The 24,931-nt window shown below is 57.7% G+C and carries 22 protein-coding genes and 2 tRNA genes; 15 read left to right on the top strand and 9 right to left on the bottom strand.

Annotated elements, in window-relative coordinates; translation table 11 throughout:
• Positions 1–31: 31 nt before the first annotated feature.
• A complete protein-coding gene (locus E3E12_RS00930) occupies positions 32–1,813 on the bottom strand; it encodes an SEL1-like repeat protein (RefSeq protein WP_168194338.1) in 1,782 nt (593 codons plus the stop codon).
• 486 nt (positions 1,814–2,299) lie between these two features.
• Between E3E12_RS00930 and E3E12_RS00925 the strand changes: the two genes are divergently transcribed.
• The 6 genes from E3E12_RS00925 to E3E12_RS00900 all read left to right on the top strand — a co-directional run bounded on the left by E3E12_RS00925 (position 2,300) and on the right by E3E12_RS00900 (position 7,989).
• Entirely contained in the window at positions 2,300–3,565 is a 1,266-nt protein-coding gene (locus tag E3E12_RS00925; protein WP_141442639.1) for a tyrosine-type recombinase/integrase, read from the top strand.
• 305 nt (positions 3,566–3,870) lie between these two features.
• Positions 3,871–4,092: a helix-turn-helix domain-containing protein gene (locus E3E12_RS00920; RefSeq protein ID WP_141442638.1), complete on the top strand. Its 222-nt coding sequence runs from the start codon at positions 3,871–3,873 to the stop codon at positions 4,090–4,092.
• Between the two features lie 741 nt (positions 4,093–4,833).
• Positions 4,834–5,382, top strand: coding sequence for a hypothetical protein (locus tag E3E12_RS00915; RefSeq protein ID WP_141442637.1), 549 nt, complete (start codon positions 4,834–4,836; stop codon positions 5,380–5,382).
• Positions 5,379–6,785 (top strand): virulence-associated E family protein, encoded by a 1,407-nt coding sequence (locus E3E12_RS00910; RefSeq protein ID WP_141442636.1) that lies wholly within the window; start codon positions 5,379–5,381, stop codon positions 6,783–6,785. Before E3E12_RS00915 ends, E3E12_RS00910 begins: the two co-directional genes overlap by 4 nt.
• A 606-nt stretch (positions 6,786–7,391) precedes the next feature.
• A complete protein-coding gene (locus E3E12_RS00905) occupies positions 7,392–7,571 on the top strand; it encodes a type II toxin-antitoxin system HicA family toxin (RefSeq protein ID WP_141442635.1) in 180 nt (59 codons plus the stop codon).
• Positions 7,572–7,581: 10 nt separating this feature from the next.
• Positions 7,582–7,989 carry a type II toxin-antitoxin system HicB family antitoxin gene (locus tag E3E12_RS00900; RefSeq protein WP_141442634.1) on the top strand — a complete coding sequence of 136 codons (408 nt, stop codon included), beginning with the start codon at positions 7,582–7,584 and terminating at the stop codon, positions 7,987–7,989.
• A gap of 371 nt (positions 7,990–8,360) precedes the next feature.
• Here E3E12_RS00900 and E3E12_RS00895 read toward each other — a convergent pair.
• Both E3E12_RS00895 and E3E12_RS00890 read right to left on the bottom strand, forming a co-directional pair.
• Positions 8,361–8,450 (bottom strand) — tRNA-Ser (locus E3E12_RS00895).
• Positions 8,451–8,537: 87 nt separating this feature from the next.
• On the bottom strand, positions 8,538–11,093 hold the full coding sequence (locus tag E3E12_RS00890) for an FUSC family protein (protein ID WP_141442633.1): 2,556 nt from the start codon (positions 11,091–11,093) through the stop codon (positions 8,538–8,540).
• A gap of 481 nt (positions 11,094–11,574) precedes the next feature.
• Here E3E12_RS00890 and E3E12_RS00885 point away from each other — a divergent pair, with 481 nt between their 5' ends.
• Positions 11,575–12,066: a MucR family transcriptional regulator gene (locus E3E12_RS00885; RefSeq protein WP_141442632.1), complete on the top strand. Its 492-nt coding sequence runs from the start codon at positions 11,575–11,577 to the stop codon at positions 12,064–12,066.
• A 122-nt stretch (positions 12,067–12,188) separates the two neighbouring features.
• On the opposite strand, the gene E3E12_RS00880 is transcribed toward E3E12_RS00885, so the two are convergent.
• Both E3E12_RS00880 and trxB read right to left on the bottom strand, forming a co-directional pair.
• Positions 12,189–13,157, bottom strand: coding sequence for a LysR family transcriptional regulator (locus E3E12_RS00880; protein ID WP_141443969.1), 969 nt, complete (start codon positions 13,155–13,157; stop codon positions 12,189–12,191).
• A gap of 271 nt (positions 13,158–13,428) precedes the next feature.
• Positions 13,429–14,409, bottom strand: a complete 981-nt coding sequence (gene trxB, locus E3E12_RS00875; RefSeq protein WP_141442631.1) for a thioredoxin-disulfide reductase — start codon at positions 14,407–14,409, stop codon at positions 13,429–13,431.
• 81 nt (positions 14,410–14,490) lie between these two features.
• On the opposite strand from trxB, the gene E3E12_RS00870 reads away from it, so the two are divergent.
• The gene (locus E3E12_RS00870; protein ID WP_240810579.1) at positions 14,491–16,146 is read left to right on the top strand and encodes a glycosyltransferase family 39 protein; all 1,656 of its coding nucleotides are present in this window, start codon (positions 14,491–14,493) and stop codon (positions 16,144–16,146) included.
• Between the two features lie 176 nt (positions 16,147–16,322).
• Here the strand turns inward: E3E12_RS00870 and rpsU are convergent, their stop codons facing one another.
• A complete protein-coding gene (gene rpsU / locus E3E12_RS00865; RefSeq protein WP_141442629.1) occupies positions 16,323–16,526 on the bottom strand; it encodes a 30S ribosomal protein S21 in 204 nt (67 codons plus the stop codon).
• A gap of 138 nt (positions 16,527–16,664) precedes the next feature.
• The gene (locus E3E12_RS00860) at positions 16,665–17,429 is read right to left on the bottom strand and encodes an outer membrane protein assembly factor BamE (RefSeq protein WP_240810526.1); all 765 of its coding nucleotides are present in this window, start codon (positions 17,427–17,429) and stop codon (positions 16,665–16,667) included.
• A gap of 398 nt (positions 17,430–17,827) precedes the next feature.
• On the opposite strand from E3E12_RS00860, the gene E3E12_RS00855 reads away from it, so the two are divergent.
• The 7 genes from E3E12_RS00855 (at position 17,828) to E3E12_RS00830 (ending at position 22,574) form a co-directional block, all read left to right on the top strand.
• Complete coding sequence (locus E3E12_RS00855; protein ID WP_141442628.1) at positions 17,828–18,445, top strand: DUF177 domain-containing protein; 618 nt, start codon at positions 17,828–17,830, stop codon at positions 18,443–18,445.
• Positions 18,446–18,779: 334 nt separating this feature from the next.
• The gene (locus E3E12_RS08930; RefSeq protein ID WP_206338653.1) at positions 18,780–18,950 is read left to right on the top strand and encodes a hypothetical protein; all 171 of its coding nucleotides are present in this window, start codon (positions 18,780–18,782) and stop codon (positions 18,948–18,950) included.
• A gap of 14 nt (positions 18,951–18,964) precedes the next feature.
• Positions 18,965–19,171: a 50S ribosomal protein L32 gene (gene rpmF, locus E3E12_RS00850; protein ID WP_141442627.1), complete on the top strand. Its 207-nt coding sequence runs from the start codon at positions 18,965–18,967 to the stop codon at positions 19,169–19,171.
• A gap of 104 nt (positions 19,172–19,275) precedes the next feature.
• Positions 19,276–20,382: a phosphate acyltransferase PlsX gene (gene plsX, locus E3E12_RS00845; protein ID WP_141443967.1), complete on the top strand. Its 1,107-nt coding sequence runs from the start codon at positions 19,276–19,278 to the stop codon at positions 20,380–20,382.
• 4 nt (positions 20,383–20,386) lie between these two features.
• Positions 20,387–21,376: a beta-ketoacyl-ACP synthase III gene (locus E3E12_RS00840; RefSeq protein WP_141442626.1), complete on the top strand. Its 990-nt coding sequence runs from the start codon at positions 20,387–20,389 to the stop codon at positions 21,374–21,376.
• 92 nt (positions 21,377–21,468) lie between these two features.
• Positions 21,469–22,365 (top strand): MerR family transcriptional regulator, encoded by an 897-nt coding sequence (locus E3E12_RS00835; RefSeq protein WP_141442625.1) that lies wholly within the window; start codon positions 21,469–21,471, stop codon positions 22,363–22,365.
• Between the two features lie 132 nt (positions 22,366–22,497).
• Positions 22,498–22,574 (top strand) — tRNA-Pro (locus tag E3E12_RS00830).
• Positions 22,575–22,735: 161 nt separating this feature from the next.
• On the opposite strand, the gene E3E12_RS00825 is transcribed toward E3E12_RS00830, so the two are convergent.
• Entirely contained in the window at positions 22,736–23,938 is a 1,203-nt protein-coding gene (locus E3E12_RS00825) for an AI-2E family transporter (RefSeq protein WP_141442624.1), read from the bottom strand.
• Positions 23,935–24,873: an NUDIX hydrolase gene (locus tag E3E12_RS00820; protein ID WP_141442623.1), complete on the bottom strand. Its 939-nt coding sequence runs from the start codon at positions 24,871–24,873 to the stop codon at positions 23,935–23,937. The genes E3E12_RS00825 and E3E12_RS00820 overlap by 4 nt, the downstream gene beginning before the upstream one ends.
• Positions 24,874–24,931 lie beyond the last annotated feature (58 nt).

Here is a 24,931-nt window from a genome sequence, read left to right as displayed (position 1 = left end):
AGGGCAAAAATGAGTGCCGATCAGAGGTGACTCATTCCCCTAGTGGCAGAGCGGCAAAGCCTTCCTTCTTAACAACCGCCACAACATCCACTGCGCGTTCATAACCTTGTGCTGCTGATTTTTTCCACCATGCCAAGGCCTTGGCCTCGTTTTTCGGCACGCCCCTTCCCTCAGCATAGAGGCTGCCCAAATTGAACTGGGCATCTGGGGTGCCTTGCTCAGCTGCTTTTTCATACCAATAGGCTGCTTGGACCGCATCGGGTTTCATGCCTTGGCCCCGGTCATACATAACAGCCAAGTTGAACTGGGCATCCATGTCGCCTTGCTCAGCTGCTTTTTGGTACCAGTAAGCCGCCTTGGCGTCGTCCTGTGCTGTGCCTGCGCCCTGGTCATAAGCGCACCCCAAAGCGTATTGGGCATCCATATTACCCTGTTCAGCTGCTTTCTGGTACCAGCGCACCGCCTCGGCTTTATCTTCGGATACCTCAAGGCCTGTATCGTAAGCGTGGCCTAGCCTGTATTCAGCAGCAGGATAATTCTGCGCTGCTGCTTTGCGGTACCAAGCCACAGCCATGGCGCTGTCTTCGGGCATTCCTTGACCTATTTCACATAAAACACCCAACATATATTGGGCTTCAGCATTGCCTTGCTTAGCTGCTTTATCAAACCAAGAGGCAGCTTCAGGATAGCTTTGCTGCACTCCATTCCCATAGCAATAAAGCTGTGCCAACTCTGATTGGGCATCTGCACTGCCGTGCTCAGCCGCTTTGCGCAGCCAATAAGCGGCCTTGGGGTAATCAGGCGCCACACCTTGTTGGCCTTCGTATAAAATCCCTAGAAGAAGCTGAGCCTGAAGCTGACCTTGTTCACCCGCTTTATCAAGCCAGTGAAGGGCCTTCTCTTTGTTTTGCGGAACATAATTGCCCTTCAGGTAGAAAATACCCAGTTGTTCTTGGGCTGAAGCATTGCCATCTTGAGCGAGTTTTTGCACCCAGACTGCATACTGCTCCATTTTTTCCACAGCTGGTTTGTAATGCTGCGCAGCAGCCAGACCATACCAATGGAGAGACCGTTCCAAGTCCTCTTTGTCCTGCGCCAAGGTGCCTAAGCAATATTGGGCGCCAGCATCCCCTTGGGCAGCAGCTTCTTCAAACCACTGGGCAGCTTTGGCGTTGTCCTGTGCTACGCCTTGCCCTTCAAGGTAGCGAATGCCCATGTTGTATTGGGCTATAACATGACCCCCTGCTGCAGCTTTACCCCACCAATAAAAAGCTTTGTCCTTGTCGACAGGGACGGTTTGGCCTCGGTAATAGCGGATGCCCAGATTGTACTGGGCAGAGGGCACCCCCCCTTCAGCAGCCTTAGCAAACCAGTGCGTGGCCTTTTCCTGATCGGGGGGAAGCCCCATACCGTTCTGGTAAAGCAGGGCTAAATTATATTGCGCTGAGGGCAAGCCTTTGTCAGCCGCCTTCTGCCACCATTGCCTGGCCTGGACATAATCCTGCTTTTCCCCCTGGCCATCAGCATAGCATGAACCAAGGTTGAACTCGGCCTCTCTGTTGCCTTGTTCGGCTGCTTTGCGCAGCCATTGCGCACCCAAGGTGGCATCTTGAGGGACATTCTGGCCTATCACATAACAGTAGCCAATCCAGCCTTGGGCAGTGGGGTCTCCTTCCTTGGCCTTGTTTAGCCACCAGGCCATGTTATCGGTAGGGTGGCGGTCTGCGTTCACGGTAGGCTCGCTCTTTTTCGCAAAGGAGCTGGCTTTGGTAGAAGGCTGGTCTTGGTGGTTGGGTTGTTCTGGTTTGGCCATGTTGCGCTCCATTTTCCAGAGGGCGCCCAGCCCCCGTGTAAGCAAGATGATCTGGGCATGGGCAGGCGCTGGACAAGTGCCCCAGCACCCCATCATGGCCGCACTAAGCCAGGCAGTCCTGAACAGGATTGGGAAAAGGGCAGGGATATTCAAGAAACTGGCCATTTAAAGGCTTTATAGCACAGCTGGCATGGCTTGGGTGGCCTGGCTGCGCAGCCAATGCCCGTTTAACACCCTGCACGCGCATGGAGGCCACCAGCGTGGACATACATAAAAAGGGACGGAAAACCGCCCTTGAAAATGTCTATCAATGTTTATTGTGGCGGAGAGAGTGTCCGCCTAACCACCAATCCCTAACATATCAGCAAGCCCCATAAAGGCGCAGTTCTTAGCCCCATTTGAAGAAAAGCTTTTACCACCCCTTGCCAAGCTTCCCCACAGAAGCCCATAGAATTGTGTGGAGCGTTGAGAGGGAAGCGGAAGCATATGGGACGCAGACAGCTGGCACGGCTGACAGATGTTCAGGTGAGGAAGGCACCAGCTGGCAAACATGCTGATGGGGGCAACCTGTATTTGCTGGTTTCCCCAACCCTCAGCCGTTCTTGGGTGTTCCGTTACCGCAGTCCCCTTATGCAAGGGGCAGATGGTTATGGGCGCCTGCGTCATATGGGGCTGGGGGCCTATCCTGTGGTGAGCCTTATGGAAGCACGCCATTTAGCAGCCCAGGCCAGGCGTGAACTGCATGAAGGCCGTGATCCCCTCTTAGAAAGAACGCGGCGTCAGAAGGCAGCCAAGCTGGCCAACTGCCTAACCTTGGAGGAAGTGGCGGAAACCTTCATCACCCAGCAGGCCGGGCGCTGGTCAGATAGGCGCGGCGCCAGCACATGGCGACAATCCTTGGCCATGCATGTCTATCCCACGTTAGGCAGCAAGGCCGTGGCGACCATCACCAGGGAAGAAGTAGCCAAGTGCTTGCTGCCTGTGTGGGAGAACACCCATGAAACGGCATCGCGCATTCGTGCGCGGTTGGAAGCCATTTTCCGTTACGCCATCGGCAATAACCTGCGCACGGATCCTAACCCGGCCCAATGGAAAGGCATGCTTGAGTTCGACTTGCCGGCCCCTGCCAAGGTGAAGCGTGTGAAGCACTTTCATGCGCTGCCCTTAGGGGCCATGCCCGCTTTCATGAAAGCTTTGGAGGAAGCGGAAGGCATGGGGGCCTTGGTGGTGCGCTTCATTGCGTTGACCTGTGTGCGCAGTGGTGAAGCAAGGCGCGCGCGTTGGGAGGAAATAGACCTTGAGGCCAAGGTTTGGACGATCCCCCCAGAACGCATGAAAGTGAAGAATGGCCAACCGCACCGTGTGCCCCTGTCAACGCCTGCCGTGGCCTTGCTGGAGATGCTTTGGCGTTTTTCAGACAAGAAAGGGTTGGTTTTTCCTAGTGTGACTGGGCGCGCCCTTTCTGATGTAGCAGCCAGCAAAGCAGCCAAGGCAGCTGCTGGGGATGAACGGGCCACAGTGCATGGTTTGCGTTCCACATTCCGCGATTGGGCCACTGAAACAGGTAAAGACTGGCAAGCTTCTGAAATGTGCTTGGCCCATAATGTGCGTTCAGCAGTAGAGGCCGCTTACAGCCGTACAGATCAGTTAGAAAAGCGCCGCACCATACTTGAAGAATGGGGCAATATTATTTGTCCAATAGAAAAGGATGCCTTTTTAGTGCAGCATAATTTTGAGTTTGGGGGAATTTAGCATGTATTTTTCAACAGGTATTAGAGAGGGGGATTTTGGTAAAACCAGAACCGTTGTGAAATAAACCCACATGTTATTTCATTTTGAGATAAACAACGTAAGAAAATCTTACAGGATGAGGATGTATCGCTATGCAACACCTATTTGCACATTTTTGAGCATTTATGCTCACTTTCGCTACATACTCTGCATGTTCCAGAATTTTTCTCGTTCTAGTGGCTGAGTGAGCCTTGGTGATTAAAGCCCATGGGGTTATGATTTCCACGTTGCCCCAAGAGGCAGCAGACCCTTTCTAAGGAACCCAAATGAATCCCAGCAAACCCGATTACCTGAGCGTCAAAAGCGTGCGTGAGCGCTATGGCGTTCCTGCCACTTCGCTTTATCGCCTCATCAATGCTGGCAGAGTGGAAGCCGTGAAGATTGGCCGCACCACACGCATTTCAGTGGCTTCACTGGAGGCCCTCTTTAAGTGTGCACCACGTGTTGCACCGTATCAGCCAGAGAATGCTTCCATGAATTCCATGTAAAAGAAGCCGCTGCCAGAACGATCCAGCAGCGGCTTAACTATTCCCTGTTCAGTTAATCTAGTCTGCAAACTTGGGATAACTGAATAAGGGCAACCACACATCTTGTTGAAAGCAATTAACGGTCACCCCGTTAACTGTTCAGGAGATATGCTTGTTCTTAAGTACCATAACCCTTCAGAAACGCACCAGATGCGAGGCCAACACCATCATCAACTGCTCAGGTGAGAGAAGGGACCATTATCCCTTTGTGCACAGCGGTTTTTCACTTGGGTGGAAAGCCTACAAATTTTTTCATATCATCTGTGCGGGAGTGAACCCATGAAGGTGCAGCGCCAAGAGGTGCTGGCCGCCTTCAGGGCCAACCCCCTTCCTTTGCTTGAACGCTACGCACCTGGCGGACGGGTGCGGGGGCAAGAATACGTGGCCTGTACGCCATGGCGCCAAGACCGCAATCCGTCCTTGAGCTTCAACCTTTTGAAAGGGGTTGGGGCAGATTTCGCAGGAGACTGGCGTGGGGATGCCTTGTCCTTGGCCATGCGGGCCACAGGCTACCCTTATCCCCAAATCCTTGAAGAACTGGGACAGCTTTACGGCGGGGGCGTTCCTGCCCCTTTTGCACGTCAAACCCAGCCTCGGCCCTCCCCTGTCCAGCCAGCCGTTAAGGCAGCTTTTCAGCCTGTTTGGCCCGCTTGGACTGAGCCGCAGCGCCCACATAGCATCCGTTTAAGGGGCAGAGATGGCATGTGGCACCTCACCAAGGTGGAACGTTTTCACCTCTACAGGGATGCAGACAGCCATCCCCTTTATGCCACTCTGTGTGCCCGACACCCTGACGGCCGCAAGGAGTTCCGGTGGATGTGCTTTGGGCGCCTGAAATCAGGTGAGGCACCGCGTTGGCACTACAAAGCGCCCCCAGAACCACGCCCCCTTTATGGCCTTCATGAATTGGCCCTGCGCCCTAGTGCGCCCGTTCTGGTGGTGGAGGGAGAGCAAACGGCCGAAACCCTGCATCTGGATCCAGACTTCCCCTATGTGGCCGTCACCAGTCCTGGTGGTGCTGCCAATCCCCATAAGGCTGATTGGTCACCTTTGATGGGGTGCAACGTCACCATCTGGCCTGACAACGACCCACCAGGCTTGGATTACGCTGAGCGCGTCAAATGCCTGTGCTGGAAGGCAGGTGCGCTGAGTGTGGCCGTAGTGAACGTGGAGGGGCTGCCTACTAAGTGGGATTTGGCAGACAGCCTGAGCGCTCCAGAGTTCCAGAAGGGCTTGGAGGTGACCCCATGAGCTTCAAAGATGAGGAAGTGCAGCGGCGCTTGGCAGAAGCCCAGTCCAAAGCGGAGGTGATCAGCCTTGCCCAAGTCCGTAAGCGGGAGGAAAGGCCTTCACGCTTGCAGGCCGTTCTGGAAGACAGCCAAGCGCACCCAGTCACCAAGCTGGCGGCTTACATGCGTGACGCTCCAGAACTCCAAGGGCTGTTTGCTTATAACGACCTGACAAGACAGTTTGTTCTAACGCGGCCCTTGCCCGGTTTGCTGGCTGATGATGCGCCCACGGAAGCTACATTCCCTCAGCCATGGACAGTCCATCAGGTGCGGCTACTCACCCTGTATTTGCGCCAAAAAGGCTTGCGGCCAGGCCATCCAGATGATGTGCGGGCCTTGATGACCCAGGAAGCGCAAGCGCACTCCTTCAACCCAGTGCAGGACTATTTGAACAGCCTTCAATGGGATGGCCAGTCACGTCTGGAGCATATGTTTGAACATGTGCTGGGCCTGAAAAATCCTGCAGGAATGCCAGCAGAGAGCAGGGGAGAATCCCCTATCCCCCTCCACTACTTTGCTGAGATTGGAAGGCGTTTCATGGTGGCTGCCGTGGCGCGCGCTTTTGCCACGTTGGACAAGCCTTATAAATTCGACTGGATGCCTGTGCTGTCAGGTGGGCAGGGGATAGGCAAAAGCCGCTTTGGCAAAATCTTGTTTGGCCAATGGCTGCGTGAAGACCTGCCAGCAAATATGTCTGACAAAGATGCCATGAATGCCCTTCAAGGCTGTTGGGGTGTGGAACTGGCAGAACTTTCATCGCTTAAAAGATCAAGCCAGGAATCGGCTAAGTCTCTGCTTTCCCGTGAAGTTGATTCGTTCCGCGCTCCCTACGGCAGCCATACGGAAGATTACCCAAGGCGTGTTTCGTTTTTGGGAACCACCAATTTAGATTTCTATCTGACAGACTCAACAGGCAACAGGCGTTTTCTGCCCATCCCCTGCACGCAGCCCCTGAACCTGGAATGGCTCATAGCCAATAAGGATCAACTGTGGGCCGAAGCCATGACGCTGTGGAGGACAAATCCAGCGTTCCCAACATGGATACCGGACAGCCTCAAAGAAATAATTGCTGAGCTGCACAAGCGTTACACAACCTCCGATCCCCTGGAAACCAAAGTGGCGCAAATCCTGGGGGAAGCCGACCAGCAAACAGGCCTTAGTGAGTTCCGTGCCTCCACCACATGGGCGGGCCGGCATGACTTCCCAGGCGCCCTATTACTTGAGGCTTTGGGGCTGCCCTTGAGCAGACGTCATGAAATGCGCCTGGGGCCTATTTTGAAGGGCTTGGGGTACGAAAATAGTCAGCGCCGAATAGGCAGCAGGACAACCAGAACATGGCTGCATAAAAACCGGTCAGCACCCTAACTGCCACCGTTCAGCCGCAAGCCGTTTAACCCTCTCTGAGAGCTTCAGAGGGGGTTTTTAATGAGTTGAAATCCGCCCCTTGGAGCTTGGCAAGAAATCCCTTCTTGTAGGTGATGGTTAGGCGGACCCAAATTGTGTCAAAAATATGGTAAGCAAAAAAACCTAGAAGGTTTCTAAAAAGGTTGTGACGGTTGTGACAAGGGGTAGTAGTACCCTTTAAGCCCTAGAGCGACTGCGGTTTAATCGTGTCACAACCTCCCCAAAAAGGTTGTGACAGGTTGTGACAGGTTGTGACAAAAAAGGGGCCTTTGTCACAACCTCTACCGTATAGGTTGTGACACGATTTAATGGCGGTTTCCTGCGGGCTTAAGAGGGGTTGGAGAGGGTTTGTCACAACCGTCACAACCTTTTTGGGGAACTACCCTATTTTTTTGAAAAGGTGTCTTTCTGATTGTGTGGAGCGTCTCTTTGGTGGCCTTTTATAGGGGCCTCCACGCCCAGTTCATTCATGGCCTGATTGACTGGGCGAAACCCGCGGAACCACAGGCGTAGGCCAGCAGCATTTTCCCACTTGCTGGCTGCGCTTAGTGTGTGTAATTTTTGTGTATGAAAAGCGCTGACCTTATCCGCGAGATGCAGCAAGCGGGCTGGATGCTGGTGCGTGTGAGGGGTTCTCACCATGTGTTCCGTCATCCAGCCAAGCCTGGCAGCGTGATAGTCCCCCATCCCAAAAAGGATTTGGGCAAAGGACTGGTTAAGGCCATCCGCAAACAAGCAGGCCTTTGAAGGAGGGGAAATGCGTTATCCCGTCATGATTGAAGCTGGCACAGACGACACGGCCTTTGGTGCGGTGGTGCCAGATCTGCCCGGCTGCTTCTCTGCTGGTGACACCCTGGACGAGGCTTTGAGCAATGTTGAGGAGGCAGCCCAGCTGTGGGTGGAAACGGCTTTGGATGCAGGCGAAGAGGTGCCTGCCCCAAGCACCTTGGCCGCCCACCAGAAAGCTTATCCAGGGTGGTTAGTGGGCTTTGTCACACTTGACCCAGCGTTGCTGGACAACCGCATAGAGCGTGTGAACATTTCCCTGCCGCGCCGCGTTCTGGGGCGGTTGGATGCCCTGGCCGCTGCCCGCCATCAAAGCCGCTCAGCCACCATTGCCGCCTTGGCCCTGCAAGCGGATGCTGGCACGGCTGGCAGGGTGTGAAGGACTAGCCAAAAGCCCGCCAGCCCTAAGGGCGCTTAATAAAATATTGTGAAATATTCCCCTCAGGCGGCTTCCTTGAAAAGCGCTGAAATGGGTGGGGGCCAGTGGGGTTGGCCCCATCAACTTGAAAAAATATCCCTAAATATCAGTTTGCCTGGCGCCAGCCTGCGGGCATCAGCTGTGAAGGGGGCTGGCGCTGCGTGCACAACCGCCCTTGCTTAGGCCACGCTACTTTAAGATCCCCTTGAGAACAGTGGGGCTGAACTAGCCCTTATCCCAGCTTGGGGAGCACACGGGCCAAGGCTTGGTGGGCACAGTGTGAGGAGCGCTTAAAGCCATTCCGCACTAAACCGCCATTATTTAAGAATAAGTGGCGGAGAGAGTGGGATTCGAACCCACGGTACCCAAAAGGGCACAACGGTTTTCGAGACCGTCCCATTCGACCACTCTGGCATCTCTCCGCAAGGTGGGGCGGGTGGGCTCAACCATGCCGCCTGCCACTTCCCTGGCGTTATGGCACCGTTGGCGGACAAGGGCAAGGTGGTCGCTTACGTGGGGCTGATGGCGGCATGGCCACCAGCAGGGCTGGTTTTCAGCGCGGTACCCTCCCCCTTGAAAGGCCGTGTGGGATTGAGGAAGTTCGGGCAGTGCTTGAGGTTGTGGGCAATAACCATGAGGTAAGCGATGGCCCTCGTCAGCTCCAAGCGTGAAACGGTGTCGTGGTCTGAGGTGTCCAGTTCGCGCAGGCGGCGTATGGCGCTGTCCGTGGTTTGGGCAGCTTGCATGTAATGCTTGGCTGGGAACTCCACATAATGCAGCACTAAAATAATGGGGCGGCGCGCGCTTTCAGGCAGGTAGTCGCGGTCCATGAGGCCACGCAGCTTAATGACAGCCATGCCCATGGTCAGCGTGCCGAGCGTGCCTTCGATGAATTGCTCGATCCTGTCGTCAGGGGTGGAGCCAGCGTGGCGCAAAATGCAGGAGAAACGGTCCATGCAGTTGCCCACCCAGCGCGCGATGGAAGGGTTGGCAGCGGGGTTGGCCAGTTGGCGCAATTCACGCAGCATGGCGCGGCGCAGCCTGAAGCGCTCCTGGGCGGCGTTGAAGGGCAGGATGGTACGGTAGACGATCACCGTCATCAAGCTGGCCAGGCCAATGCCCAGATTGATGTTGAAATACTGCATTTCCTGCATGACGTGGTGGTTCTGAAGCCCCAACATGGTGGGGAAAAGGAGTGAGTAAGCCGCACCTGCCGGCCTGGTGGCAGGGTTGGCCTTGGCCAGGCCGCCCACCATCATGCCCCCCACCAAGATGACGATGAGGGGTTCGTACACATCCACCATCGGCATGAAGATGAACACCAGGAACCAGGCAGCCGTAATGGCACCAATGGTGCCTTTAAGCCACCCCAACGTGGCGTTGGCGGGGTTTTCGTTGATGGAGTTGAGGCCGCAGATGAGCGAGGCAATGCCAATGCATTTCAGCCCCTGGGGCCACGCTGTGACCTCATAAACCAGGCCCGTCAGCAAGATGATGCTGCCTGAGCGCAAACCGTTGTTAAGCGCCAGCCGTGGATCACGGTGTGTGATAGGCTGGAAGCGGAAATGGTCCCCCCTGATGATGTGCGTGCTGGCGTTGTATTCGATAATGGCACGCTCAAGGTCGCTCAACAGTTCGCCTAAAGCCACGAACATGACGCGTTCATCAAGGGCGGAGGCCACGATGTCCGCTTTATCCTTAGCGGTGAGATGGGCGACATGGTGCGCTGAAAGTTCATCTGGGGCGGCTCCCCCATGGCTGGTTAGGCGGTGGGGGGCGGCGTATTGGCGGCAGATGTCGCGCAGGTGCTGGAGTTCGGCCAGTAATTCCGGAATGAGGGCCGGATCAGGCAGGCATTCTGGCAGCGTTTTGAGGAAGGAGAGGATCTCTTCAATTAAGGTGTGGCAGTCTGGGTTCTGCACCAGTTCCTCAAGCTGGTTAACCAGGCCGAAGCCGCGCGCCAGAAGAACGGAGATGGCAGCCAACGCCGCCCTGGCGTGGTCAGCTTCGTGGCCGTGGGGGCCCATTTCCACTTCAGTGAATTCAATGTCGTTGTTAATGCGCAGCATGGTGCCAAACTGCATACGCGCTGTGGCTTGGGCGTTAGTGCCTTTGGTCAGGATCTGGCCAAGGGTGGTGGCGGTCATGTCCAGCGCTTTTTGCAAAAGCTGGCGCAGCCTGATGCGTGCTTGGCGCATCTGGTTGGGCGAGAACACGAAGGCCACGGAAGCTTCGCAAATCACCCCGATAATGATGTAGGACCCGCGTGACATGGCGATCATGAACACGTGGTTGGCATCAGGGGCAGCACCAGTCCCGATGACGGAACAGGTGTAGCCAGCCAGCACGCAGCCATAGGCCCTGAAATTGCTAATGAAGGTGGCCATAAAGGAGCAAATGCCCAGCCACACCGCGATGGCTGGAAAATACATCCAGGATGCCTGGGGTATGGCGGCCATGATGGCGATTCCAGCGCAGCACCCCACAAGGGTCCCCACAATGCGCCACTTGGCCTTGGAAAGGGACTCACCGCGGGAGATCTGGGCAACGGACCATACCGTCAGCGGTGCCCATGAAGGGTCGTCAAGCTCCATCCACAATGAGAAGCCCAGTGCTAAGCAAGCTGCCAAAGATGTACGCAAGGCGAAGAAGAAAGCACTAGGCGTAGGGGCGTACAACCAGGAAAGATAAGCTTCCCCCTTTGGCTGGGGGATGGCGCGTGGTGTTCCTGCGTCAGGTGGGGGTTTGTCACCACCTGTAGGGCCACCAGCTGGGCCTGAAGGTGCATTGGACTGGTTGGTGGCGGGGCTTGCCTCATCAAGCAGCTGTTCTAAATCCACTGGTTCAGAGGGCACAGGGTCAGGGCGGCCTAAGCCCGCTGGGTTGGAGTCCAGAGGGGTTTGGTCATCCACAGAAGGTGGTTTGGCTGTTGGGTCTGGAGGGGCAGCCGCTGCTGGATTGGATGTGTTAGGGGTGGCGTCATTCCGCCCGCCTTCTTGCGTGGCCGGGGCAGCGCTGTGGTGGGAGGCACTTGAACCGGCAGAAGAAGGCGGGGTGGATGTCATCAAGCAGATTTCAGCTACAGGTTTGCAGACTGCTCACGCAACCCAAGGTTGAAGGGCGCACCAGCAGGGAAATGCACCTTGGGGCGCACAAGCCAGCATGGCTTGGCAGCAGGCAACATGTCCGCTTCAAGTGCAACCTATAGCGCTTTTTGGCCAGCATGACGAGAGGAGGGCGCGTGGTGTGAAAAGGATGTGGCGTGATGAAAAACGCTTTTCAAGACTACCGACCAGCGCCATGAACAGGTTTCAGAGGGGTTACGACAGCGTTTTATGAAATTAAGGGAAAATTAAGGCAGCCTTCAATGAACATAGATTAAAAACAAAATTTTAATTCAAGTTGAGAATCCATGAGAAGCGCTGCGTAACTTATTAAAGTGATTTTCATTGTTTTACATTCTACCCACTCCTTCAAACGACTAGTATACTTCCACCTTAATCCGTTACCAAAAGGTAAACGGCCCTTTTCCATGTAAGGTACTTTATGTCGATCGAACCTGCCACCAACAAGGCACACCTGTTGAGCCTCACAACGGATATTATTGTAGCGCGCCTATCAAGCACTTATGTGGCGCCTGATAATCTGGCGCAGCTTATCCGCGATGTTTACGCAGCCCTGGCCGTCCCTGGTTCCCCAACTCAATCACAAGCCCCCACAACCCAACCTGTGCCTGCTGTGCCTGTGCGCAAGTCCGTTTACCCTGATTACATTGTTTGCTTGGAAGACGGCAAAAAACTTAAAATGCTCAAGCGGCACCTTAAAAGCACTTACGGCATGACACCTGAGCAATACAGGGAAAAATGGGGCCTGCCTGTCGATTACCCCTTGGTTGCCCCTAATTACGCCAAGCGCCGCTCTGCCTTGGCGCGTGAGATTGGCCTCGGCCGCACCATTGGAAGCACCGTCACAGGGGGCAAGCGCGCCAGCCGTACGCCTGAAGCCAAGGGGGATGATGGTACCACCGCCAGCGCTTGACCTGCTGTCCCCATCTTGAGGGTATTCTGAAACCAAAAGGGGGAGGCACTTTGAAAGTGCTTCCCCCTTACTTTGTTGCTTGCTTTAAATCCTGCCCCAAAGCCAACCCTGTGCGGGGTTGGTTATTGGTAAGCTGGTAGGATGTCTGAAGCTGAGGCGCTGTTTTCAGTATCCTCCTGGCGGCGTGGGTTCAGTTCGGCCAATAGGAAATCACGGAAAACGGAAATGCGCTTGGATGTGCGCAATTCCTCTGGATAAACAAAGTAAGCATCCACCTGGGGGCATTCGAGCTCAGGCAGGATGCGCACCAGGTTGTCACGGTGCTCCACAGCGTAAAGAGGCAGCGTGCCAATCCCATTGCCAGAGGCCACAGCTGACGTCATGGCAGCCACATTGTTAACGATCAAAGGGGTGCGGCAAGGCTTGGAATCGCAGCGGTCGCCCGTTTTTTCCTGCGTGTGCTCAACGAGGCGCTCAAACAGCCAATTGATGTGCTGCAGGGGCAGTGTGGAACCGCCAAAAGCCACCATGGTGTGCTTGTCCATGTCGTCCAGGCTGGTAGGGGTGCCGTTTTTCTGCAGGTAACCTTCGCTAGCATAAATGGGCACGCGGAAACTGGCCAAATGGCGCTGAATTAGGTCAGGCTGGGTGGGAGGGTGCATCCTGATGGCGACATCGGCCTCACGCATACTGAGGTCGAGGTCGGCGTCTTCCAGAAGGAGCTCCACCTCAACATCAGGGTAGGCCTCCAGGAAATGGTGCAGGCGTGGCACCAACCATTCCAGGCCGAAATCACTGGTGGTGGTTACCTTGATGGTGCCAGCGGCACGCTCTCGGTTCTCGCTCAGGAAAGCCTGCGTCATGGCCAATTTGGAGAAGACCTCCCGTGCTGTGCGGTGCAGCACCTCCCCCTGTTCAGTCAGGATGAGACCACGGGCGTGGCGGTGGAAAAGCGGCACGCCCAGCACTTCTTCAAGCGCTGAGATCTGGCGGGACACTGCCGATTGGCTAAGGTTCAGCTTATCCCCAGCATGGGTGAATGAACCGGCCTCTGCGACGGTGTGGAAAATGCGCAGCTTGTCCCAATCCATTTTGGAGTTGGCGTACATGCTGTCAGGCCCACCTGTGCGCGCTTTGCTCATATGCTGTTGCCTCATCATGGCTGGTGGCAGGTAGGGCGGACAATCCCCTAGATGGGGCTGCCCCGTCAAGCGCAATGCCTGCGCCGCCCTGGGAGGGAAAGCTTAACATTTTCCAACCGTGCTGTAGAGGGCAGAAAACCGCCCCTCTTGCAGAAAAACCCTGCAACGCCCGTTAAGGGTATCGCCCCCACCAAGCCCCTTCCAGGAAAGGTGGCCGCTTTCAGGGGCGCTCCTCCAGCCAACGTTCCGCAGCCAAAGCGGCCGCACAGCCTGTGCCAGCTGCCGTCACCGCCTGGCGCCAGCTTCTGTCCTGAACGTCGCCTGCCGCAAACACGCCAGCAACGCTGGTTTCAGGGGTGCCTGGCTTGGTTTCAATGTAACCATCGCGGTCGCAGCGTAGCTGGTCACGGAAGGGGCCTGAATTGGGTTGGTGCCCAATGGCTACGAAAACGCCGTCCACAGCCAGTACCTCCTTGTGGGCTGGGTTGCGCGGGTCTTTCAAAACCACGCTGGTGACGACCTCTGGCGCCCCTTTGACAACGGCTTTACCCACGATCTCCTCAACCTCCCGGTACCAATGGGGGATGATTTTGTCATTTTTGTTGAGCCGGTCGACTAACACCTTTTCAGCCTTCAGCCCCTCACGGCGGTGAATGAGGTGCACCTTGGCGGCATGGCGGGTGAGGTAGAGGGCCTCTTCCACAGCTGTGTTGCCACCGCCGACAACGGCCACTTCCCTGTTTTTGAAAAAGAACCCGTCACAGGTGGCACAGGCGGAAACGCCATGGCCTTTGAACTTCGCCTCCGAATCAAGGCCCAGCCAACGGGCGCTGGCCCCTGTGGCGATGATGACGGTGCGGGCGCGGTACTGCGCGCCTGAATCACCTTCTAAATGGAAATAGCCGTCCTTGTCGGGGCCATCTTTCAAGGCGCAATGCGTGATAATGTCCTGTTCCATGCGTGTGCCTGAACGTTCAGCCTGTTCACGCATCTGCTCCATCAGCCAAGGCCCCGAGACAGGCTTGGCAAAGCCTGGGTAGTTCTCAACCTCATCTGTGATGGTCAGTTGGCCGCCTGGCTGCATACCCGCCACCAGAAGGGGCTTGCGTTCAGCGCGCGCTGCGTAAATGGCAGCTGTGTAGCCTGCAGGCCCTGAACCAATGATTAGGACATCTGTATGGTGTGTTGGCGCTTTGGCCATAGTGGCTGGAGGTTGCCTGCGATGGTCGGACACATTCTCAGATTGAGTCATGGCATGTTCCTGTGGGGTGAAAAGTTGACGATGCTCTGCCCGGTAAAGTCCCACAAGGAAAACACCTGCAAAAGCCCCCCTTGGCAAAGGGCGCTGTGGGTGGGCCTGGCTGGCCTAACGGCGCTGCGGCTGGTTGTGGCTGCCACATTGCCCCTGGTGCCTGATGAAGCTTACTACGCGCTTTGGGCCACGTTGCCTTTACAGGGCGGCTACTATGACCATCCTTTCATGGTGGCGCTTTGGATGAAGGGCGGCATGACTTTGTTAGGGCCACAGCCGCTTGGTGTGCGCTTGGCTGGTCCCTTGGGCGCTTGGCTGGCCAGCTGGGCCTTGGCGCGGGCAGTGGGGCTTTCCCTGCCTAGCTGCGCGCCAGGCCAAAGGGCTAAGGCGGCTTTCTGGGTGGTGATGAGCCTGAACGCCACCCCTGGATTTAGTTTAGCCATGCTGGTGATGACGCCAGACGTACCCCTCATGGTCATGACATGCCTGGGGCTTTGGGCATTGATGGGCGCTTGGGCAGACCCTGGCCGGCTTTGGCGGTGGGGGCTGGCGGGTTTTATGGGGGGATTGGCTTTTGATAGTAAATACACTGCTGCCCTGCCCTGGGGGGGCGCTCTGGCCAATTTGCTTTGGCAAGCGTGGCGGCACCTAACAAAGCGCCCCCCAAACAGCTTGCAGGATGTGAAGGTCCGACCTGCCCCAAAAGGACATGTGGCTGCGCCTCAAAGCGCCCTGCCAGCCTTGGCCAGCGCGGGTGTGATGGCGGCAGCTGCGTTGCTGGCCGCAGAGCCTGTTCTGCTATGGAACGCACGCCATGGTGGTGTAGGGCTGGTCAAGCAGTTTGGCCGTTTGGGCACAGCTGGGTGGGGTTGGCACTATGAGGTGGAGTTCATGGCAGGCCAGCTTGCCTTGGCAACCCCTTTGCTGGTGCTGTGCTGGTGGCGGGGCTTTAGTGTGGCACAGCGCCATGCGCAGGGTAAAGCTGGCTTCCAAGCCATGATGTGGCTGGTCCTGCCTGGCCTGGCGCTGTTCACATTCCAGGCCTTGCACAGCCGCGTTCAACCTAACTGGCCCTTGCTGCTTTACCCCATGCTGGCATGGGGCGCTGGGTGGTTGGCCCTTTGGGGAAGTGCCTTTTGGCAGCGGCTCATGGGTTGGGGTGTGGGTTTGGGGCTGTTGGGCACAGTGGGTATCATGGCGTTGGCTTGGTGGCCCTTGCCAGCCTCCTGGCATGTTTCAGCCCACTGGAATGTGGTGGCACGCCAAAGTGCTGGTTGGGATGGTTTGCTGCTGAACGTGCGCCCTGTTCAGCGTTGTGACCTGGTCGTGGCTGATTATGCCCTTGCTGCCCGCCTGGCCTGGAGCGCACGCAGCCTGGGCGTGGGCGGGCCTTTTTACAGCACGGACCAACGCTGGAAATGGCTTGCTGGGGCCAAAGCGGTCATCAACGCCCCTTCCATGGTGCAAAGCTTACATGAATGGCGCCCTGGCAAGGAACCTGCCCCTGGCCAGCCGAACTGGCCCCAAGGGGCTGTTCTGGTTCCACGCCCTTATAAAGAGGGGTTTGGCCAGGGGGAGGGGAGCACCGAGCCTAAACCTGCTGTGCGCTTCTACGTCCTCTCCCCCTGTCAGCCCTTTGCCCAGGCTTTTGGGGCAGGGCAACGTCTCTGGCGCTTGCCAGACTGAAATGCGCCCTTTGTGGGCAATCCATAAAAAAACCGTTCCCACCTTTAAAGGTCAGCTTGACGCCAACCTTGGGTGGAAACGGTTTTAGGTGCGTCTGGCGGGGACAAACACCCCCTCCCGTTCGGCAGACAGCAGCAAAGCCGGAAACTCAGTCCAGCCCTGAAAGGAAAAGCAGCTTAGAAGCCTTCACGCTCAAGACGCTTGCGCTCCATCTTGCGGGCGCGGCGCACGGCTTCAGCGCCTTCGCGGGCGCGCTTCTCTGAGGGCTTCTCAAAGTGGCGGCGCAGCTTCATCTCGCGGAAAACGCCTTCGCGCTGCAGTTTCTTTTTGAGGGCTTTCAGGGCCTGGTCGACATTGTTGTCACGAACGAGAACTTGCACGGTGTCATCATCTCCTCGGGGTCATGCATGAAGTCCAACAAACCACTTACCCCTGATAGGGGGATAAATGCTGGACCGCTGGTGCCCTATCACACCAGCCACCCCACCACAAGGGTTGGCGGGGGTGCAGGGCGCCCGTTACCGCATGGTGTTGCCTGTGCCACCACCGCCATAACCCTGCATGGGGCCATTGCCCAAACCGCCACCAAGGCCTGCGCCATTCATGCCGCCCATGCCCCCCATGCCGCCAAACGTGCTGCCAAGGCTGTTCATGGGGTTGTACTTGCCAACATTGCCCAGAAGCTCCGCCAGGATAGAAACATTGGTGCCAGGCGTTGGCGTGACGTCACCCACCATGGAGACATGGATGGCGTTTTTCTTACCAAGCACCCGCGTGCGCTGCAAAACGCCATCACCGTTGAAGTCAAGCACCACCACCTGCTGCTTATCGACTTCTGGGAAGCTGGCCGGCACCAGGTTTTTGGTCAGGGAGACGTAAATCCAAGTGTTGTCGTTGAACGTGGCGTGAACCGTGGGGGAGCCCAGAAGCTTCTCAGCCTCTTTCTTAGTGGTTTCCCCTGGGTGAAGCTGCTTGATGTCGCTCAGCTCCAACAAAGCGCCACGGGGCACTTCGGGGGCATCGAAAATGGTCGTAATGCCGCAACCTGAAAAAAGGGGGGCAGCCATGATCATACCAACCGCCACAAGTGGCGCTATGCGGCCGTGCCTGGCTTGTGCTGGCAGGCTGGCTGGTTTGCTACGGCCCTGGCACCAAAGGGCACCAGTGGCCTGAACCAAGCTGATAAGGGTGGTGACGCCAGTCAGGGCATTATCCTCTTGTCTCAAGGCGCCACCGTGGCGCTGGGCAGTCAGCGAACCTGTGCGGAAGGGGTGCGCTATCAATCAGCGTGCAGGCTCCACTCTGCCAGGCGTTGGGGCCAAGTGGGCTGGCCTGCAGCCATGGGCGCCATGTCAGCCGTTGCTGGCGGTGCTGTCAAGACAGGGGCACGCCCAACCTGGTCTGGCATGTTGTACAGCTACTTGTACAGCTGCGGCCTGCAGCCATAGGCACTTACCCTTAAAGCGCTGCCTGGCGGACTGCCCTGGCGGCTCGGAAAATGCATGGCCGCCCTTGTCAGAAGTGGGGTCGGGGCACCATCTCACCACTTCCTGCCGTCCAGGGTTAGGGCATCCTTGATAAGCATCGGGTGGAAGTCACGTTTGCGAGCTGCCCTCATGCTTGATTTGTCATGGACCAGCCACCACAACCATAACTAACCACCCACTGAGGATTTACCATCATGCCTAGCCCTACCCAACCAGAGCACCCCAGCCGCGGCGCCACAGGCAGTGGTTTGGCGACACGGTTGCCCCTTTCACGCATTGGCAAGGGCATGAAGGTGGTCATCGCCACCACAGCCGAGGAACGCCAAGACCTTGCCAAACGGTTCAGCTTGCTGAGCTTGAGCGCCCTTAAAGGTGATTTTGATGTGCGGCCTGACCCTTCCCGGCCTGGTGCCTGGGTGGCTGAAGGCCATATTGATGCCGTTCTGGAGCAGCCTTGCGTGATCACGGGCGCGGCTGTGCGCCAGGACGTGAGCGAGGACTTCCCCCTGCGTTTCATTCCTGAAGAGGAAATGGAACCTGACGAGGCGGTGGACATTGAAACGCTGCTTGCCAGTGAACGGGATGATGTCCCTTACACGGGCCATACGCTTGAGCTGGGGAAGGCCTTGGCTGAGCAGCTGGCGCTGTGTTTAGACCCGTACCCGCGTGCTGCGGGGGCTGGCATGGAGAACCATGTGGACCTCACCCCCCCTGATGAAGGCACTGAGGGGGCGGGAGAGGTGAAACGGCCCAACCCCTTTGCGGCCTTGGCAGCCCTCAAGAAGGATGGGGGCCCTGGGGAAGGCACCTGACGGTCCCCTGATCATGGTCCAGGGGGCCTGAGACAAAGCGTGGGTGAGAAAGCCGTGCAGGGGCGGAAAGGATGTGGTAGAAGCTACCCCGCTGCCCTGGAGGGGCCTACACAGCAAGTTTCCTGCGGACGCTTGCCTCTTGGCTGAAGGTGGCGCTGCAGCCACCTAGGGTGGCCGTGCCTTGAAGGCGCGTAGTCTTCTGGCTTCTGGCCAGTGGTTACCGGGATGGGCCTGGCGGTTGTTCTATTTGTTGGAACGGTTGGGGCCAGGTTAGCAAGGTGTCGTTCAAGCGGTCATTCCCTGGCCAGGCAACAGGGCGGGAGGGCTTGCGGCCTTGCGTCTCAACCTGGTATCTGCTAGGGCAGCCGGCCTGAATGCCCGTTGCGGCATCAGCCTTCCTAAACCGGTTTCCGTCATGCTTGGCAGGCGGCGCCTGTGCGAGGCTGAAAGCGCGCACCAGGCACCTGACAGGCCCATGCCGGCTTTGGCCGCGCGCATTGATTGATTGAGAGTAGAGTCATGGCAGTACCTAAAAGAAAAACCAGCCCGTCCCGTCGTGGCATGCGCCGCAGCCACCAGGCCCTGCGCGTTGAAGCCCATGGCGAATGCGGCAATTGTGGTGAACTGAAGCGCGTTCACCATGTCTGCAGCCACTGTGGTCATTATGATGGCCGTGAGGTCATCAGCGCTGAAGGCAAGGGCCTTAAGCACACGGTCCGCGCCTGAGCCGCACCTTGCATGGCGCGGCTTTGGGGGCAATGGTTCTGCAGAGGTGAGCGCCGGCCAAGGGGCCGGGAAGCGTTAAAAGCGTTTATGTTGATGGGGGCATGATGACGGAGAAGGATTCGAGGGCCAGGACGCCCGTTTCTGGCGCGAAGGCCTCTGCTCCTGGTCAGCCCTTCACCCTGGCCGTGGATGCCATGGGGGGTGACCGTGCGCCATCCATTGTGCTGGATGGGCTCGACATCACCGCAGACCGCCACCCTGAAGCGCGCATCCTTCTGGTGGGTGATGAAGCCCAACTGAAAAAGGCTTTGCGTGACCACCCCAAGGCAGCCCGCATTTGCAGCGTCCGCCATGCGGATGCCTCTATCCCCATGGAAATGAAACCCACAGCCGCCCTGCGCGTGCGGGGATCCTCCATGCGGGGCGTGATGGAAGCCGTTGCCAAGGGTGAAGCCCATGGCGCCGTTTCCGCAGGCAATTCCGGCGCTATGCTGGCGCTGGCCAAAATCATCGTTGGCGCCCTTGAAGGCATTTCCCGCCCTGCCCTTGTGGCTGTGGAGCCTTCAGCGCGTGGTGATGTAGTAATGCTGGACCTAGGCGCCAACATTGCTTGTGACGCCCGCAACTTGGTTGAGTTTGCCGTCATGGGGGAAGCCTTCGCGCAGGCGGCCTTGGGTCTTCAAGCGCCCACCATTGGTTTGCTCAACGTGGGCGATGAGGACCTTAAGGGCGATGAGCGACTACGCCAAGCCGCTGCGCAATTGCGGCAATCCGTTCTGGCGCCCCGTTTCAAAGGCTTTGTGGAAGGCCATGACATCACCGCAGGCAAAACGGACGTGGTGGTAACGGACGGCTTCACGGGCAATGTCGCCCTCAAAACAGGTGAAGGCGCCTTGAAGCTGGCTTTTGGGCTTGTGCGGTCCGTTTTTAAAACCAACCTCATCACACGTCTGGCCTATTTGCTGGTGCGCCCCGGCTTTGACCGCATGCGTGAATGGATTGACCCACGCCGTTACAATGGGGCTGTGCTTATTGGCCTCAATGGCGTTGTGGTGAAGTCTCATGGCGGCGCTGATGGGGAGGCCTTCGCTGCCGCCATGGATGTGGCGGTGGATGCCGTTCAGAACGGCCTTAATGATAAAATCAGGCACAGGCTTGACCAGCTTGGCGTGGGCCAGGGTGACGACACCCCCCAGAATGGCCGGAGCTGAAGCCATGAATGCCGCACACACGCCCGCACGCCCCCGCGCCCGGCTGACGGGGGTGGGGGGCGCGCTGCCCAAACGCATCGTCACTAATGCTGAACTCTCTGAACGCCTGGATACTTCAGACGAATGGATAAGCGCCCGCACGGGCATCAAGCAACGCCATGTCGTCAGTGAGGGGGAGAACGCCGTTTCCCTCTCTACGGCGGCAGCGCGCATTGCCTTGGAACGCGCTGGGGTGGGCAGTGCGAATGTGGACGCGGTGATTGTCGCCACCTCCACGCCAGACCAGGTGTTCCCCTCTGTTGCAGTGCGTGTCCAGGCGGAGCTGGGCATGGCCCAGGGATTTGGATTTGATGTCAGTGCCGCGTGCTCTGGCTTCATCTATGCCCTTTCCACAGCCAACGCCTTTATTCAAAGTGGCCAAAGCAAGCGTGTGCTGGTTATTGGGGTTGATGTTTTCTCACGCCTGCTGGATTGGGAAGACCGCTCCACCTGCGTCCTGTTTGGCGATGGCGCCGGTGCCGTGTTGCTGGAAGCTGGCGCTAAGGAAGGTGAAGGGGTGCTGTCCACCCACCTTCATGCTGATGGGCGCCATGGGGACTTACTTTACGTTGATGGCGCTGTGGGCAACCCAGGCATTGGCAGCAAAACTGTAGTCAAAATGCAGGGCCGTGAAGTGTTCCGCCACGCCATCACCCACCTGGCCTCAGCGGTGGATGAGGCCCTCGCTGCTAATGGGCTTCACAGCAGCGACATTCAGTGGATGGTACCCCATCAGGCCAATTTGCGCATTATAGACGGCATGGCCAAAAAGCTGGGCCTGGGTTCTGAACGCGTTGTAGTCACGGTGGACAGGCACGCCAACACTTCTGCAGCCTCTGTGCCGTTGGCCCTTTATGAAGCCACCAAGGATGGACGCATCGCTAAAGGCGACCTTGTGCTGATGGAAGCGCTGGGAGGCGGCCTCACCTGGGGTTCCGCTCTGGTCAGGCTTTAAAGGCACCAAGGCTGGGCCTTTCAAGGATTGAGGGCGCGCCTCCAGGGCGATAGCATAAGCCAACGTGCATCATGCCCCCTGGAGAAGTTCACATGAGTTTGACCCTCACCCCCCAGCAAGCCTCTTCTGACCTCACCCTGACCTTGGACGAAGTGGCCACGCGGCTTGACGTGCCGGCAGCTGATTTGCGGCAATGGCGCGACAGCCCTTTGGGGGCTGCTTTCCCTGGGTTGGACATGGGCGATGGCACAGCCCTTTATGATGAGGGCGATGAGGCAGCCATCAAGCGCATTGCTGACCTAAAACAGCAGAACCAATCCACCATGGATATTATGATGACGTTGCAACGTGAAGGGCGCTTGCCCGCTTCAGCGGTTTCAGCTGCGGATGGTGAAGTGCCAGCGGGGCAATCTGAGAGGTTCACAAACCCTGCTGGTGAAAAAGGGCTGGATGCCGTTGAGGAGGCCGTAGAAGCCACAGGGTCTATGCCAAGCTCAGCTGCGCCACCGTCTGAGGTGCCTGAAGCTGTGCCAGGCAGCACGTTCCAAGAGCGCCTGGTAGCCGCCCACCAGGCACGTATGCGTGAACGCACCATGGGGCAGACCTTGGAAGGGCAGCTTCAACAGGCCTTGGCAGACATCAACGAGGAAAACACGCGTCTGCAACAAGTGCTTTCTGAGCGTCACAGCCAACATGAAGCTGCCCTGGCCTCCTTGGAAGCGCAGTTGGAGACGCTGCGCGACCAAGGGGAGCGTGACCGGCGCGAAGCAGATGGCGCGCAGGCACGCTTAAGCAGCCTGGAGGAGAGCCTGGCGGAAGCGCGCCAGGAGGCAGAGGCCCTGCGCGCGCAGCTCAGCGAAAATGACCAGGCCAAGGAAGCCATCCTTGCCAACCAAGCACGCCTGGTGGAAACCAACAGTCAGCTGCGTTCAGGCCTGGAAGCTGTGCTGGGTGAGATCGCCAGCTTGCGCGCTGTGCTGGCTAGCTGAAGGGCTGGTCCAGGCGGGTTTTTTACGTTTTAAACCCTTGGAAAGGTGATGCTGAGGGAAAATGGCTTCAAAGGCGATTTTCCCATTGCACCTGAAAAGCCATGCTGCTAGATAAGCCTCACCGCAGCACGTCGGGCAGTAGCGCAGCCTGGTAGCGCATCAGTCTGGGGGACTGGAGGCCGTGGGTTCGAATCCCGCCTGCCCGACCATTCTGCGGTCTCTATCTTACTTACTTAGCCGGCTACCCTGTTTTTGGCAGGGTGGCCGGTTTTTTTGTGCTTAATTTAACTCTGTCCAGCTTGGCAGTTGGGCCAAGCTCAAACAAAATGCTTGGGGAAGAAGCTTTTGGCCCCTTCCCCGGGTTCTATCTTCAGGTTGGTGTAACAGGCTTGGCACTTTCCTTGGTGGCAGGCTTTTTCAAAACGCTGAGGGGCAGGGGCGGTTTGACAGGTGCCTTTGGTGGTTGGGGCTGCTTGCCAAGGCCGTCTGGGCGGGCGTCCGTCCAGCGTAGCCACAGCAAATGCAGCACCGCCATGATGGCCGGCCCTAAGAACAGCCCCAGCAGGCCCCATGTCTCTGCCCCCCCCAGGATGCCCAGCAGCACCCAGAGGAAAGGCACTTTGGTGGTGCCGCCAATCAGCACAGGCCTGACGAAATGGTCAGCCAGGAACAGAATCACACCTCCGAACAGCCACGTTGCCACAGCTGCCACAAGGTGCCCCTTGGCCTGGATGAGGATGCACACAATGGTCATGGCTACCCAGCCAGCCATGGGCACCATGGCCGCCAAGGCCGTGCCCAATGCCAGTAAAAGAGGCTGAGGCGCGCCAGAGACGATGTACGCCACGCCTAAAATAGCCCCCTCCCCCAGGCCAACCAGCACCAGCCCCGCTAGCGTGCCATGGATGGAACTGATGATTTGCCGTGCCATGGTCTTCCCCTGCGGTCCAAACAACCTGTGGGAGCCACGCAAGCAGCGACTGATGATGGCGTCACCATCTTTAAGGGTGAAGAACAATGTCAAAAGGGAGAAAACGAAAACAACACAGCGGTGAATGACCTCTGAACCCACTTGGCGGGTCATCCTGAAGCCATGGCCCACATTCACAGTCTGGAGCAGCTGCGACAGTTTATCGGGGTGGGCAAGGTAGGTCTGCCACCAGCGCGTGGCCGCACTGGCGCCGAAAGGCAGCTTCCCTAGCCAGCTTGGCATGGGCAGGCCACTCAGCTTGACGCTTTTAAGCCAGGCGACGCCACTTTGTATCTCGTCAATCAGCTTGTAGCCCAAGAACGTGAGGGGAACGAGAAACACCAGCGTCAGCACGATGGTGAACATGATGGGCAGCCACAGATGTTGCCCAAAGCGCCGCTCCGCCATGGCGTAAAGCGGCCACAAGCACACAGCGAAAATCCCCCCCCACAGCAGGGCTGGGATGAAGCTGCGCAACGCGTAAATGCCAGCTAGGATGAAAAAAAGCGCCAGGCAGGCCCGTGCCTTGTTCTGGAAGGCGCTTCCCTCCTGGCAGGGGGGTGTTGTCGGGCGGCGCCTGGTGCGCCTGAGGAGACGTCTCATGAGGGCCCTCCAGAAGCCTGTTTAGTTTCAGTGCCAGGCGCCATGCCAGCGAGGGCAGCGCGCAAGGCCTCCCCCCCTTCAGCAGAGAACAGGCCTTGCCTGATGAAAAGGTCAATCAGTACAAGATTGACGTTAAACTTGAAGTCATCAGTGTCACGCACACGGTCAAAAACCTCTGACAAAGGCATGAGTTCGAACCGCTCCACCTCATGGTCAACAGGCTGTGGAATGAAATCCCCTGGCAGCACAAGGTCATAGCAATGGATTTCATCACGCCTGAGGCCTTCAGGGCGGTTAAGCTGATAGTGCAGAACGGCACTTGGGCGCACTTGCCTGGCCAGCTCCGGGGGTAGGCCCGCTTCCTCGCCAGCTTCTTTGACCATGGTCTGCAAAGGGCTGAAGCCAGCCCCCACTCCCCCTGCGGCCAGATGGTCCAGTAAGCCTGGGTCAAGGCGCTTGGTGCGGCTGCGCGTGCCCACCCACAGCTGCATTCCCCCAGGCCCCTTGACCAATCCATTGAGGTGGGCCCCACGTGCCCTGGTGCCCAGCAAAGGCACCAGGCCACGCTCTACTTCGCCGCACAGATTGCCTGCCTCATTGAAGACGTCAAACCATTCGCCAAAGCGTGGCCCAGCCTCCACATCCAGCAACGCCATGCAGAGATCGCGCAGCGCTTGGGCGCCTTCAGCAAGGCCCATCCCCTCTGCCAATACAACAGCGCCCCCAGCCTTGATAGCGTTGGGGGGCAGGCAATTTTTGAGGTGCTCTTCAAGGCGCCCGTCCAAGGAGCCAATGCGCGCATCAGCCGTCATGGACCCTATGTAAAGCGGGCGGCGTGGCGCCAAACCAGGGGGGGTATAGTGCACACGTTCAATGTGGCGCCAAAAAGGGCGGATCTCCTCAGCCACAGGGCCAAGGGTGGAGAGGTCGGTCATGAAGGCAGGTCTTTCAAGCAAGCTGGATGGGAAGACACCCTGCCATAAGGTGGGCTGC

This window comes from Formicincola oecophyllae (genome assembly GCF_006542395.2).
GTDB classification, from domain to species: domain Bacteria; phylum Pseudomonadota; class Alphaproteobacteria; order Acetobacterales; family Acetobacteraceae; genus Formicincola; species Formicincola oecophyllae.
This window is presented reverse-complemented; position numbering and strand designations above follow the sequence as displayed.

Bases quoted from the DNA above. Each gene is read 5' to 3' on its own strand.
- E3E12_RS00915 (WP_141442637.1), top strand. From the start codon at position 4,834: ATGTGGCACCTCACCAAGGTGGAACGTTTTCACCTCTACAGGGATGCA.
- E3E12_RS00930 (WP_168194338.1), bottom strand. From the start codon at position 1,813: ATGGCCAAACCAGAACAACCCAACCACCAAGACCAGCCTTCTACCAAA.
- plsX (WP_141443967.1), top strand. From the start codon at position 19,276: ATGACGGAGAAGGATTCGAGGGCCAGGACGCCCGTTTCTGGCGCGAAG.
- trxB (WP_141442631.1), bottom strand. From the start codon at position 14,409: ATGGCCAAAGCGCCAACACACCATACAGATGTCCTAATCATTGGTTCA.
- E3E12_RS00880 (WP_141443969.1), bottom strand. From the start codon at position 13,157: ATGGATTGGGACAAGCTGCGCATTTTCCACACCGTCGCAGAGGCCGGT.
- E3E12_RS00870 (WP_240810579.1), top strand. From the start codon at position 14,491: ATGCTCTGCCCGGTAAAGTCCCACAAGGAAAACACCTGCAAAAGCCCC.
- E3E12_RS00855 (WP_141442628.1), top strand. From the start codon at position 17,828: ATGCCTAGCCCTACCCAACCAGAGCACCCCAGCCGCGGCGCCACAGGC.
- E3E12_RS00885 (WP_141442632.1), top strand. From the start codon at position 11,575: ATGTCGATCGAACCTGCCACCAACAAGGCACACCTGTTGAGCCTCACA.
- E3E12_RS00820 (WP_141442623.1), bottom strand. From the start codon at position 24,873: ATGACCGACCTCTCCACCCTTGGCCCTGTGGCTGAGGAGATCCGCCCT.
- E3E12_RS00900 (WP_141442634.1), top strand. From the start codon at position 7,582: ATGCGTTATCCCGTCATGATTGAAGCTGGCACAGACGACACGGCCTTT.
- E3E12_RS00840 (WP_141442626.1), top strand. From the start codon at position 20,387: ATGAATGCCGCACACACGCCCGCACGCCCCCGCGCCCGGCTGACGGGG.
- E3E12_RS00890 (WP_141442633.1), bottom strand. From the start codon at position 11,093: ATGACATCCACCCCGCCTTCTTCTGCCGGTTCAAGTGCCTCCCACCAC.
- E3E12_RS00835 (WP_141442625.1), top strand. From the start codon at position 21,469: ATGAGTTTGACCCTCACCCCCCAGCAAGCCTCTTCTGACCTCACCCTG.
- E3E12_RS00910 (WP_141442636.1), top strand. From the start codon at position 5,379: ATGAGCTTCAAAGATGAGGAAGTGCAGCGGCGCTTGGCAGAAGCCCAG.
- rpmF (WP_141442627.1), top strand. From the start codon at position 18,965: ATGGCAGTACCTAAAAGAAAAACCAGCCCGTCCCGTCGTGGCATGCGC.
- E3E12_RS00920 (WP_141442638.1), top strand. From the start codon at position 3,871: ATGAATCCCAGCAAACCCGATTACCTGAGCGTCAAAAGCGTGCGTGAG.
- E3E12_RS00905 (WP_141442635.1), top strand. From the start codon at position 7,392: ATGAAAAGCGCTGACCTTATCCGCGAGATGCAGCAAGCGGGCTGGATG.
- E3E12_RS00825 (WP_141442624.1), bottom strand. From the start codon at position 23,938: ATGAGACGTCTCCTCAGGCGCACCAGGCGCCGCCCGACAACACCCCCC.
- E3E12_RS00925 (WP_141442639.1), top strand. From the start codon at position 2,300: ATGGGACGCAGACAGCTGGCACGGCTGACAGATGTTCAGGTGAGGAAG.